Source organism: Leptolyngbya sp. Cla-17 (assembly GCF_016807185.1).
Taxonomy (GTDB): domain Bacteria; phylum Cyanobacteriota; class Cyanobacteriia; order Leptolyngbyales; family Leptolyngbyaceae; genus ULC077BIN1.
This window is the reverse complement of the sequence record NZ_JAEVYN010000002.1, coordinates 741,040-753,373: the sequence shown is the minus strand read 5'-3', so window position 1 is coordinate 753,373 and position 12,334 is coordinate 741,040. Positions and strand designations below refer to the sequence as shown.

Genomic DNA, 12,334 nt, shown 5'->3' with positions numbered 1-12,334 from the left:
TCCGCCGTATTACTCGGTTGGCGACTGCAACTCATCGATCGCGCAGCGGGCGATCGCAAGGCTAAGCCGTGCCTTTTGAATCTCTGATAGCTGTGACCATTCTGTTTGGGGAATTTGAGTGAGCAAATTATCTACAGCAGTTTCCAATCCACCATTTCGCATCGGTTCCAGCAGCCGTGCCTGAACATAAAGGTCTTCTTGACCTAAATTAATTGCAACTTCTTGAATACACTGCACTAGTTGATCTGCCAAGGACAAAGATTCTGCAACCGCCTTGCGGGATTCTGCTACCAGCTTTTGAGCCTGTGCCGCGATGGATGCCAGTAACTCGCGAGGAATCCGAGTTGAAAACCGTTGAGCCAAGGAGGTTTGCAAGTTAGTAGACGACCATTGCCGATCAATCTGAGCAAAAAAGCTGTTAGCGCGAGTGGCAATCTCTGACTCTTGCCAGCCATCTAGGAAAGAGGCTTGCTCCAACTCAACATAAAATCCTTCCGATTCGGGATCGCAGGGATTCCAGGGATAGGAAATTTTGGCACCCGGTAGGTCTTCTACCTGAACGGCATCTTCGGTGAAGGGCTGATCAGCCGTCCCAGTACAATGAATCCCCTCGGCATGAAAGAGAGCGCTGAGTAAATCGCGATCGCCCTGTTCATTCTTGTCATTTCCCGAATCACCGGAACACATATGCTTTTCCATCACGGACTCCTGCATGCACTAACTAATGATCTGGTTTAGCACGATTACCAAACTCTGTACCAACGTACCTACATGGCGACCTCAGTTCGTTTCGGAACTCCAGGTAAGAATATCCGCAATCTGACTAAACATACGTCATTTGGCATAGAAAACTCTTAGGTACGGAGTTCGGAGTTTTGAGTTCGGAGTTTTGAGTTCGGAGTTTTGAGTTCGGAGTTTTGAGTTCGGAGTAGAAGGAAATTAATCCTGTCGAAATATTTTAGTGATGCAAGATCAAGGGCAACTAGCAGAATAACCTGCTGGTCTAATTCTCAACTTCTAACCCTGTACTCCGCACTCTGTACTCCGCACTTCCTCTAGATGCTTTGCGGCGTTGTCACCGAGCGACCCTGATAAAGGTCAAGTCCAACTTCGATCGCGCACACGGTGGCAGTAATGGCGATGATGACTACAGGCGGCAGATTGGCACCCGCGATCGCCACTATGAATAAGATTCCAGCCGCTGATAATCGATGTTTTGTCCGGGCTTTGCATTTAAAGATAATTCCGGTACGGTGCAGCACTGCCAGCGACAGAAAGCACAGCGCTACCGAGCCGCAGATCAGCCAGCGCTCTGGATCAGTTAGAAACGCTCCATCTTTGGTCAAAATCACATGCTCTACGCCAATGCCTGTAGCTGCCAACCCAATAACCAAAGGCAGATGAGAATAGAACCAGAATTGAAACACACGCAGGCGACCAGACGCTTTTTGCGCTCGAATAGCTGAGCCATCCACGTTGTCAAAATAAATCCACCAAAGACCAAAAGCAACGATAAAGCCGCACACCGCACTGAAGGCACTAATGCTACTCCATTTCATTTCAGAAACGCCCCGCACTACTGCAATGATGGCTTCCCCTAATACGATGATGGTAAACAGACCAAACCGCTCTGGGAGATGTTCTAAATGGGGAGGAACGTTCGCTTGGTGTCGTTGAGCCGTCAGCGGTGTGGCAAAGTCAACCGCTAACCCTACGGCCCAAAAAGCAAACCGCAGCGGTAAAGGAACAAGGGCGGAAATAATCCAGAAAATTGCCGCGATCGCAAACCCAATTGAATAATGGGTCGTTAGCCCTCGTGCAGAGGGAATGCACCAGCCAGCCCACAAATATTCCAGCACCAACACGATTCGCGCCATTGCGTAGGATAGGGCAAAGCCGGAGGACGAGTCATCTAAGCCGTGATGAACATTGATCGCCAGTGCCGCGATCGCCAGCATTTGCACTCCCATCAGCAAGCGCCGAATCACGGTATCCGTATCAAATCGATTGGCATAGAGCGTGGTGCCAATCCACGCCCACCACAGCGGCACAAACAACGCCACAAAGCCCACAAAGCCCGTAAGGGAAACATCTTTACTCAAGTTATGGGCAACTTGCGACACCGCCACAACAAACACCAGATCATAGAATAGCTCTAGCCAAGTAACGCGGCGGGTTTCGTCTTCTTCGCCACCCCGAAGCCGAGGCGGTTGTATCCAGCTAGTCATAGGTCGTTGATTAAAATGCTAATAAGATCATCAGGCAGTCACTGTTTAGTTTTACCATTTGCCATCTATCCATGAATTTAGATAGTGCAGCTTTGTTTTAGCGGGGCGTTGATTTATTTGAACTGCGGGATTGGATCGCTTTCAGGCATTGCTCAAGAATTATCGGCAGCCATCCTAACGTGCTGAGTGGGAAAGAGGAGGATAAATGAGTTTTGAGTTTGTCAATTGCCCTATTTTCTACGGAAACGCTTCGCGATCGCCATGCACCTGTTAGGAAAGTGTTAAGGCAAAAATAGAAGTTCCTGCGAGCAGGGGTTTGATGCTATTGGGGGAAATGCCCAAACGCTTTAGCGATGAGAGTTGATCCAGCAGCTCTGTGAAGGCAAAGGATTGGAGTTGAAACCCTTGATCGGCAACAAATTGCTGCATATGTTCTAAATTTTCAAAACTGTTATCGAGAGTAGATCTGCCTGTGTTTTGAGCGATCGCCTGCAAAATCCGTTCCATTGCGGGATGGTAGTTTCGTAGCTGACTGCGCCGCTGTTTTGTGGTCAGATCTGGCGTGATCCACACTCCGCCATAGGGTTGCAACATCTGCCGCACATTAGCAAACACTTGCTGTTTTTCATGCAGAGTCAGGTATTGTAGTAAGCCTTCACAAGCGATCGCGATCGGCTCTCCTCGACGCAAATAATCAGCATTCACCGGAAACTGGCTAGGATTCGCCGTGACATCGATCGCGGCAAAGTGCAGATTTGCGCGATTTTCCACCAGGCGATCGACCACTGCCCGTTTCTGCTCAATCATTAACGGCAAATCACTTTCCACAAACGTAATTGCTGGATCTTCAGACATCACCATGCCGCGCGGCAATAATCCTGATGCCAGTTCCACAATTTGCCGACAGTCAAACGTTGCCAATATCCAATTCAGCGCCTTATATCGTGCCTCCATGACTGGCGCAAAATACTTTAATTCTTCAACACCGTTCGTTGCATACTGCTCAACCACAGACTGAGCCTTCACCAATTCCGAAATCTCCATCGCATACGGAATATCACTAAACTGTCGTGCGTAGGTGACCAGTGAAGCTGTTGGACTGATTTTGTCAAAGGACGTGGGCATGGGAAGCAGGGGCTAGAAGTATGAATCACAGAACGGAGGGTATGGCAGGTCGCACTGAGCAAGCTGCCATGAATCATATTTCATCTATCGCAGCTGATAAATCCTTTTTACCCAAGCTCTCTCGCTTTTTTCAAAATTCTCATTGCCACATCTTCCGGCACTGGCATGACGGAAAGACGGTTACCTGGACGCACGACCCACAGTTCATCGGGGGTAAAAATTTGGCGCAGAGCATCTAAAGTCAGCATCATGGGAAAGGTTTCGACAAATTCCACGATCGCAGTGTGCCAGCGGGGATTTTCTAGGGTGGATTTTGGATCGTAATACTTACTGCTGGAATCAAATTGGGTCGGATCAATCACAGTGGATTGAGCGATTTTCACTAAGCCCACAATGCCCAGTGGCGTAGTGTTTGAGTGGTAAAAAAATGCCAGATCTCCCGACTGCATAGATTTAAGAAAGTTGCGGGCTTGGTAGTTCCGCACACCATCCCAAATTGTTTCGCGATCGCGTTCCAAATCCGCAATGCCATACACATCCGGTTCAGATTTCATTAGCCAGTAGTTCATGGGCAAGGCAGAAGATGCAGTCAACGTGTTCACTATATAGATCAAACAACGTGGTCAGGTGCTAGGTGGCAGAGGTTGGTTGAGTCACCTAATTCAATTTGAATCGTGGCGTGATCAATGCCAAATTGACTACGCAATTCCTGACAAAGGTGCGCCAGAAAGCGATCGCCGGGGTGCCCCTCTGGAATCACCAAATGAGCCGTAAGGGCTGTTTCCGTGGTACTCATCCCCCAAATATGTAAATCGTGAACTTGGCTTACGCCAGACTGTTCAGCCAGATAAGCGCGCACAATCCGCTCATCCACACCCGCAGGCACGGCATCCATTGCCAAGCTGAGTGAATCTTTCAGTAACTGCCACGTGCCCACAACGATGATGGCATTGACCACCAAGCTAAAGGCAGGATCTACCCACAGCCATTGGGTAAACAAGATGGTGACTCCAGCCAAAACCACCCCCAACGAAACGATCGCATCCGATGCCATGTGTAGAAACGCAGCGCGAATGTTGAGATCGGTTTTGCGACCCGACATAAACAACAGCGCGGTGATCGTGTTGATCACAATGCCGATCGCTGCCACAACAATGACAGTGCCCCCTGCCACAGGTGCCGGATCGCGAAAACGCTGCAACGCCTCCCAAGAAAGCCCACCCACGGCAACAAGCAGAAACATTGCATTGAACAGGGCTGCCAAGATAGACGACCTGCGCCAGCCATAGGTATAGCGACCCGAAGGCTGCCGACGAGACAAGATACTGGCAACCCAAGCCACGACCAAACCCAAAACATCGCTGAGGTTGTGCCCTGCATCAGCTAACAGCGAGATAGAATGCGCCGCCCAACCATAGCCCGCTTCAACAATGACAAAGCCTAAGTTAAGAATTAGCCCAATAGCAAACGCTCGACTAAAGTTTTTTGGAGCATGATGGTGATGCCCATGACTGTGATCATGATGGTTGTGCGCCGAATGCTCGACACTTTGATGACGATGTGTGGAATGGTGATGCTGGTTTGCCATAGGGCGATTGTGGAGTTTTGGCCTAGGAATAGCAGCATTCTAGTACAAACTTTACATAGCTGAATGAGCGCTCACATAAAAACAAACTCTTCTTTCGCTGATGAGAAGATGCTTTGGGACAAGCTAAAAAGGGTTTTGAGGCAACCCGTTTTTTGATGGGTCGAGTAGAGAGGGTTCCTCCAATGTTTAGGCTTGCTTTGTATTCCCCGTTGCTCTCCCCTTTCGGAATACGAGAGTGTCACACGATTTAGCCTTGCATCGTTGGAAACCTCCCCCTCACAGAAGCCTGCCTGCGGTTTTCCCGCACAAGCCTCTTCATTGAGCCATTCACCTGCTCTAATAAAGCGACACTAAGCGACCAGGTCTGGGGAGAGGATGCCACGCCAGATAGCGTAGAAAGCTCTCCCAGCGAAAGCTACGTCGTTGACTCCGTCGATTCAGCCATTTGAAGACCAGCTTGTGAACTGCGTCTTCAAAGTGGTAGAGCGCATGACCGTTGTCGGTGACCCCAAAGTAGTTGAAGTGTCCGCGCAGCTTTTGCCCGATTGCTTGCCATAGCTGAGGCAGCTTATGAGCATTGCGTTTTTGCTGCAACCATTGATTGAGGGTGACTAACGCACGGCGAAATCGTTTCTTTGAAGTCTTGCGCTTTAATCGGGCTTTTCCGTTGCGACTCTTGCCCCAGTAATGGGTGAACCCCAGAAAATCAAAGCTGGGGAATTTTCTCCCGTACTTGAGGGCTAGACCCGCTTGCCGCTTGCCGCAGGGAAGAAGTTGGGTTTTCTCCTCATTGAGGCGCAAGCCGAACTTCTCCAATCGCTTGGGCAGAACCCGCATGAATCGTCGAGCATCGTCCTCGAACTCAAACAAGGCAATGCTATCGTCCGCATACCGGATCAGAGCGCAGTAGCCTCGGCAGTGCTGGCGCACAATGGTGGTAAACCACTGATCTAGCACAAAATCCAAGAACACATTTGCAATGACGGGGGAGACTATCGAGCCTTGCGGGCTACCCAATTCATCCTGTACTACGCCGCCTAGGGTTTGGACTCCGGCTTTGAGCATTCGCGCAATCACCTGTAGGAATCTTCTATCCCGAATCCGCAGGGCTAATACCTTGAGGATTTCCTGGTGCGGCATGGTGTCGAAGAATTGAGCCAGGTCTAGGTCTGCAATCCACCCAACGGGTTGCCCCATGACCTCCTGATGCAGTTGCCGCAGGGCATCATGACATCCTTTATGGGGTCGAAACCCATAGGAGTTACTGAGGAATACCGGTTCGTAAATTGATTCTAAGACCCGACGAGTCATCTCCTGAACGATTTTGTCTTCAACGCAACTAATTCCCAGAGGGCGCAAGCTGCCATCTTCTTTGGGAATCTCGACTCGTCGTACCGCTTGGGGTCGATACGACATCTGGTTCAGTTTCCGGTGCAACCCCTGTAGATTTTCCTCCAGGTTCTGTCCGTACTCCGTTTTCGTCACTCCATCGATTCCAGGCGCTTTGTTGTCTAGCGACTGAAAGCAGGCTCGCAGATTCTCCACACTATAGTGGTGCATCAGGGCACTGAAGACAGTCTCTGGTTCTCTGTGAGCCCGTTCGGCTATCCGCTCGATTCCTGTTGTCACCATACTTCCACCTCTGAGTGTGGTTGATGTTGCCTTCGAGTGTTCGACCCAATGTGTCCCCCTTCGCTCCGTGGGCGTTACCCCACTTCTTCACTACTATGGGGACATCCGACTTCCCATGAATCGTTGAGCGTTCTTCCGGTTTGCCGGTTGTGCGGCTCTACCCCCCGATGGAGGAGTTCATGGGACCTCCCAAGTTCCCGACTCTACCTTGATGACGTGCTACGGTCTCCGACCCCGGTGGACCCTCCAGAACCCTGGCAGTTGGCTCTGTTGGTTTTGCCTTCCACAACACGAACTGTGTCGGCATCCACGTGTATGTCTAATTTCGGGGCTCAATCCCTTCACGCTTTCGCATTGCAGCCCATCATCTCCCTGTGTACGCTTCACTGTCCTCGTTGCCGATGACAGCGCAACACTCGGTACTTGGTGCCTTGCCAAGGCTTCCCTGACCAGGTTCTTCCCCTGGTTGGCAGAGCCGAGCTTCGCTCGGCGCACTCGTCTTCTAGACCTGTGGAAATGCGAGAATACAGACAGGCGTTTACCCGTGAACTTACAGCATGGTTTTAGAACCTGTTCTTTGTCCTGATTGTGGAAGCAATAACGTGGTCAAGCACGGTCGCTCTGAGGAGAGCAAGCAACGTTATAAATGTCGTAATTCGGAATGCGCTCGCAGCACCTTCATTCGAGACTATGCTTACCGAGGCTACTTGCCCGAAGTCAAACAGCAGATTGTTGATATGGCAGTCAACGGGAGTGGCATCCGAGATACTGCACGAGTGTTGAAGATTAGTCCGACTACGGTGATTGAAGAGTTAAAAAAAAGATCGACATCTCAAAGCAGTCAATGAAGCTCGTCTAGCCCAGCTTGAACCGACTCAAACCATCGTCAAGCTGTGCCAATGGGAGGATGTAGAGGCAGAAGTGGATGAGATGGGTCGTTTTGTCCACTCCAAGCAACAGCAACGTTGGTTGTGGCACGCCATTGATCATGCAACAGGCGAAGTATTGGCATATGTCTTGTCGAACCATCAAGACACGGCTTTTCTCGAACTCAAGTCATTGTTGGAGCCATTTGGGATTATGCAGTTCTATACGGACGGCTGGGGTGCTTATGAGCGACATCTGGAGCCAGCGTTTCATACCGTTGGTAAACACAATACTCAGACGATTGAGCGTAAGCATTTGACTTTACGGACTCGGATCAAGCGATTAGCTCGCAAAACTATTTGCTTTTCTAAGTCCATCTGGTTGCACGATGTAGTCATTGGACTGTTCATCAATCGCTATGAATTTGGCTTGCTGGTTTAGAGCTATCCACAGGTCTAGAACATGACCTCCGGATCGATCGCGAGAAAACTGAACCAGACCCAGCGATCGCACCTCGATACATTGCAGGATCTACTTCTACAATTACTGCAATGTCTCACCTCATCTTTTCTTTATGACTATCGGCATTTGGATACTGGGCGATCAACTGTGGGCAGGTCAAGCAGCGCTTAAGAGTTGTGTGGAACAAAAGGCGCAAACTCCAGTAATTTTGATCGAATCGTTGCAGTATGTGCAGCAGCGCCCCTATCACAAGCAAAAGCTGGTGCTGGTGTGGTCGGCAATGCGCCACTTTGCCAAAGAGTTAGAGCAAGATGGCTGGTCGGTGGGTTATTACGAACTAGCTCAAGATTTTGAGGCACCTCTACGCGAATGGGTGACAGAGTATCAGATCACTGAACTGCGAGTGATGGAGCCGAGCGATCGCCCCTTCGCTAACCTGTTGCGATCGCTCGATTTGCCTTGTCAAATCACCCTCATACCTAACAATCGCTTCCTGTGGCAAACAAGTGACTTTGACCAATGGGCAAAAAACCGCAAACGCCTCGTAATGGAAGACTTTTACCGAGAAGGTCGTCGTCGCTTTGAAATTTTGATGGAGGGCGATCGCCCTATTGGTGGCACCTGGAACTTTGACAAAGAAAACCGTCAACCGCCCAAAGGCAACCTTCATACGCCACCGCCCCTTTGGTTTGAACCGGATGAAATTACCCAAACCGTAATCCAGCAAGTTGAGCAACTCACCGTTCCCACCTATGGTCATGCAAAACCCTTTCGCTGGGGCACCACCCGCGAACAAGCCCTGCAAGTGCTTGATCATTTCATCCAAACGCGGCTGCCCAACTTTGGACCGTACCAAGATGCCATGGTGACCGACGAAGAAACGATGTGGCACGCGCTCCTGTCGCCCTATCTAAACACGGGCTTGCTTCATCCAGCCGAGTTGGTTAGTGCCGCTGAAAAAGCCTTTCATGAAAACAACCTCAGCCTCAACAGCGTTGAAGGCTTCATTCGGCAAGTGTGCGGTTGGCGAGAATACATGCACGCGCTATACCGTCACGTCAGCGATGACTACTTTGCCAAAAACTGGTTTAACCATACCCATACCCTGCCAGAGTTTTTTTGGGATGCAGCCAAAACGGACATGAATTGTTTGCAGCAGACCCTAAAGCAAGTCGAGCAGATCGGCTATGCCCATCACATTCAACGGCTGATGATTTTAAGCAACTTTTGCCTAATTTCTGGGTTGTCACCTCAAGCGGTTGAAGATTGGTTCCACTCCGCTTTTATTGATGCTTATGACTGGGTGATGCAAACCAATGTGATTGGGATGGGATTGTTTGCCGATGGCGGCATGTTGGCATCCAAGCCCTATGCGGCCTCTGCCAACTACATCAATAAAATGAGTGATTATTGCGGCAAGTGCGTCTACAACCCCAAGGCGCGTGTGGGTGAAAATGCCTGTCCGTATAACTTTTTTTACTGGAACTTTCTCGATCGCCACCACGAAAAACTCAAATCTCAAGGTCGTATGAGTTTCATCCTGGCAAACCTCAACAAAATGCCAGCGGCAGAACTAGAAGAAATCCGGCAGCAGGCAAGACAATGGCATGAGAAGAGTTAGTTTGTACAGAAATTTTTGGATTTTCCCTACTTTTTTTCACTGTTTGCAATTCTTATCGTTCACGATAGTTTTCCTCAACGATTCCACAGGCTTTCCACAAGTTTTCCACAGACAAACCTGAGGTTTTCCACAGGGGAAATGAGGTTTTCCACAGGGGGAACCGTATCACTGGGATTGTGGGCTATTTGTGAACAATCGAAACATAGAGGCACCTTGAGTTCATCAAGCTGCAAAATCATGAAGAACTGTAACGGGGATCAGGCTCAAATGCCGATTCTTTCGTAAAGAGCTTTTTTCTTTAATTAGGGACTGGGGTTTCTATCCGATTGACAACTCGTTTAAGGGTATACACAATGAGGCGAACTACTTTATGGATGCTTTGCCGATAAACGGGTCAATGATTGGGTTTTAGGCATTGGGCAATCCAGAGGGCGGCAACAACTTGTGAGCTTTTGCAGGTTATGAGCTTTGTAGCAGTTTCTTCTATATTTTTGGGTGCAACGTAAGGTTTATCGCTTCTTCTATTTCACCTGACTCAGCACAATGAGGATTTCGTAAACATGACTGTAAGTATTTTGGCGGAGATTCCTGAGGAGTTGCACGGAGTGATCTCGTGCTATTTGGAAAACCACGCCAATTGGGATCAGGATCGGCTATTTGCGGCGGCTTTGTCTCTGTTTTTGCTGCAAAATAATGAAGAGGGCAACAGTGTGAGTGCTAATTTGTCATCTCAGCAAGCTGCACAAGTTTACTTAGATTCGGTGTTTCAGTACCCAGTTTAGGGATTGTGGAATTTGATTTCAAATTATGTGCAATTTCAACTCTGCGATCCAAAATCTGAAATTCTAGAAAAGGTTGCATAGAAGCGATAGATTGAGGATCTAGATTTTGACTGATGGGCAGACCTAAGTCTACGATCGCCCAATCTGAAGTTCTAAAAAGGATTTAAGATGGCATATTTTTGGTTCAAAGCATTTCACATCGTTGGCATTGTTTGCTGGTTTGCAGGCATGTTTTATTTGCCTCGGCTATTTGTGTATCACGCAGAAGCCTATGAGCAGCCGGAACCAGCGCGCGGCATTTTAACAACCCAATATCAGGTGATGGAAAAGCGGCTGTATAGCATCATCATGACTCCGGCAATGCTGCTGACGATCGCCATGGCGATTGGGCTAGTCACCACTGAACCAGACGTGATGAAAGAGCCGTGGATGCACATCAAGTTGTTTTTTGTGCTGCTGCTGGTTGGCTATCATCACTACTGCAAGCGGATTATGAAAAAGCTAGCGGCGAACGAGTGCAAAATGACCGGGCAGCAGTTTCGTTGGTTTAATGAAATTCCTACGGTGTTTTTTGTCATCGTCGTCATGCTGGCAGTCTTCAAAAATAGTCTGCCCCTGGATGCGACTACCTGGCTTATTGCGGCCATGGTGATTGGCATGGTAGCGGCAATTCAACTCTATGCCCGCAAGCGCCGGCTTGCTAGTGAACAGGTAGACTCTACGACCGCGATCGGCAGTCCCGAAGGATCTGTTTAGCCTTTTCTGATTGATAGCTGAATTAATTAGCTGCATAGTAAGTAATCGTTTTTAGGGCGTAGCAATACGCCTTTTTAATGCGTTTAAATTGGGAAAACTGGATGGCTAGGAAGACAGTGTTTACTTGCATGAGCGTAAGTGTTCTTCGGCGATCGCCCAAGGATTCAATTCCTTGGCTGCTGGCAGGTCTGTTGTTCCTAAATTTGCAAAGCTGTGGAAAGGTTCCAGACTTCATGCCACTTCGCACCACAGCCTCTTCTCCCTTTGCCAAAGAGTTAGCAGTGATTGTGAATGAGGCAGATCCGCTGAGCGTGGAGATTGCTCGATATTATCAGCAGGCACGAGGCATTCCTGCCCAGAACATGATCGTAGTGTCTTTCAATCCTCAGCAGCGATCGCTCTCCCCGGAAGACTTTAAAGCGCTCAAAGCAGCAGTGGATGCCAAAACTCCAGAAATAGTTCAAGGGTTTGCTTTAACCTGGGCAGAACCCTATCAAGTTGGCTGCATGTCCATTACAGCGGCGCTCACCTTTGGGTATGATCAGCGATTTTGTGCCAAGGGCTGCGAGCTAACTCAGCCCAGTCCTTACTTTAATCAAGACAGTACCAAGCCCTACACCGATTTTCGGATGCGCCCAACTATGGCGATTGCGGCAACCAATTTTGAACAGGCAAAAGCCTTAATTGATCGCGGCATTGCCGCCGATGGCACCAATCCCAAGGGCACCGCCTATCTGCTCAGCACCAGCGACAAAACCCGCAACCGCCGTGCCCCCGGCTATCAATTTGTCACCCAGCAGATCGCGCCGTTATTTAATAGCGTGGTGATCAAGAGTGATGCCTTGGAAAACAAGCGAAATGTGATGTTTTATTTCACAGGTGTAATCCAGGTGAAAAAACTGGAAACCAATCAATTTCGACCCGGCGCGATCGCCGACCATCTCACATCCTTTGGCGGTGCCTTAACCAACAGCTCTCAAATGAGCAGTCTCCGCTGGTTAGAAGCAGGCGCAACGGGCAGCTATGGAACTGTGGTGGAGCCGTGCAATTTCCCTCAAAAGTTTCCCTTCCCCGCGATCGCCATGCACTACTACCTGCAAGGAAATACCCTGCTGCAAGCCTACTGGAAAAGTGTTGCCCAACCCGGACAAGGCATCTTCATTGGCGAACCCTTAGCAAGACCGTTCGGGAAATAGGGCTTATTGCCACAGCCACGATAGGTTACTGTTCATCATCAGGTCGATCACCGGGTTGAAATTGATGGTGTATGCCG

Annotated in this window: 11 protein-coding genes; 5 read left to right on the top strand and 6 right to left on the bottom strand. The window is 49.3% G+C overall.

The window, feature by feature from the left end:
* Positions 1-9: 9 nt before the first annotated feature.
* The 6 genes from JOY44_RS14625 to ltrA all read right to left on the bottom strand — a co-directional run bounded on the left by JOY44_RS14625 (position 10) and on the right by ltrA (position 6,573).
* Positions 10-699, bottom strand: coding sequence for a hypothetical protein (locus JOY44_RS14625; protein WP_171574404.1), 690 nt, complete (start codon positions 697-699; stop codon positions 10-12).
* Positions 700-1,055: 356 nt separating this feature from the next.
* Positions 1,056-2,228, bottom strand: coding sequence for a low temperature requirement protein A (locus JOY44_RS14620; RefSeq protein WP_171574403.1), 1,173 nt, complete (start codon positions 2,226-2,228; stop codon positions 1,056-1,058).
* Positions 2,229-2,498: 270 nt separating this feature from the next.
* Positions 2,499-3,353 (bottom strand): class I SAM-dependent methyltransferase, encoded by an 855-nt coding sequence (locus JOY44_RS14615; protein WP_197985403.1) that lies wholly within the window; start codon positions 3,351-3,353, stop codon positions 2,499-2,501.
* A gap of 107 nt (positions 3,354-3,460) precedes the next feature.
* Positions 3,461-3,946 carry an EVE domain-containing protein gene (locus tag JOY44_RS14610; protein WP_197985400.1) on the bottom strand — a complete coding sequence of 162 codons (486 nt, stop codon included), beginning with the start codon at positions 3,944-3,946 and terminating at the stop codon, positions 3,461-3,463.
* Positions 3,947-3,963: 17 nt separating this feature from the next.
* Positions 3,964-4,941 carry a cation diffusion facilitator family transporter gene (locus JOY44_RS14605; protein WP_171574402.1) on the bottom strand — a complete coding sequence of 326 codons (978 nt, stop codon included), beginning with the start codon at positions 4,939-4,941 and terminating at the stop codon, positions 3,964-3,966.
* Positions 4,942-5,277: 336 nt separating this feature from the next.
* On the bottom strand, positions 5,278-6,573 hold the full coding sequence (ltrA, locus tag JOY44_RS14600; protein ID WP_171574401.1) for a group II intron reverse transcriptase/maturase: 1,296 nt from the start codon (positions 6,571-6,573) through the stop codon (positions 5,278-5,280).
* A 557-nt stretch (positions 6,574-7,130) separates the two neighbouring features.
* Here ltrA and JOY44_RS32845 point away from each other — a divergent pair.
* The 5 genes from JOY44_RS32845 to JOY44_RS14570 all read left to right on the top strand — a co-directional run bounded on the left by JOY44_RS32845 (position 7,131) and on the right by JOY44_RS14570 (position 12,257).
* A protein-coding gene (locus tag JOY44_RS32845) for an IS1 family transposase (protein ID WP_415881111.1) occupies positions 7,131-7,881 on the top strand; the annotation gives its coding sequence in 2 pieces (ribosomal slippage) (positions 7,131-7,388 and positions 7,390-7,881; 750 coding nt in all).
* 133 nt (positions 7,882-8,014) lie between these two features.
* Positions 8,015-9,523 carry a cryptochrome/photolyase family protein gene (locus tag JOY44_RS14585; RefSeq protein ID WP_171574400.1) on the top strand — a complete coding sequence of 503 codons (1,509 nt, stop codon included), beginning with the start codon at positions 8,015-8,017 and terminating at the stop codon, positions 9,521-9,523.
* 560 nt (positions 9,524-10,083) lie between these two features.
* Positions 10,084-10,305 (top strand): DUF2811 domain-containing protein, encoded by a 222-nt coding sequence (locus tag JOY44_RS14580; protein WP_171574399.1) that lies wholly within the window; start codon positions 10,084-10,086, stop codon positions 10,303-10,305.
* A gap of 168 nt (positions 10,306-10,473) precedes the next feature.
* Positions 10,474-11,061 (top strand): protoporphyrinogen oxidase HemJ, encoded by a 588-nt coding sequence (gene hemJ / locus JOY44_RS14575; RefSeq protein ID WP_171574398.1) that lies wholly within the window; start codon positions 10,474-10,476, stop codon positions 11,059-11,061.
* Positions 11,062-11,189: 128 nt separating this feature from the next.
* Entirely contained in the window at positions 11,190-12,257 is a 1,068-nt protein-coding gene (locus tag JOY44_RS14570; protein ID WP_171574397.1) for a TIGR03790 family protein, read from the top strand.
* The last annotated feature ends 77 nt before the right edge of the window (positions 12,258-12,334 follow it).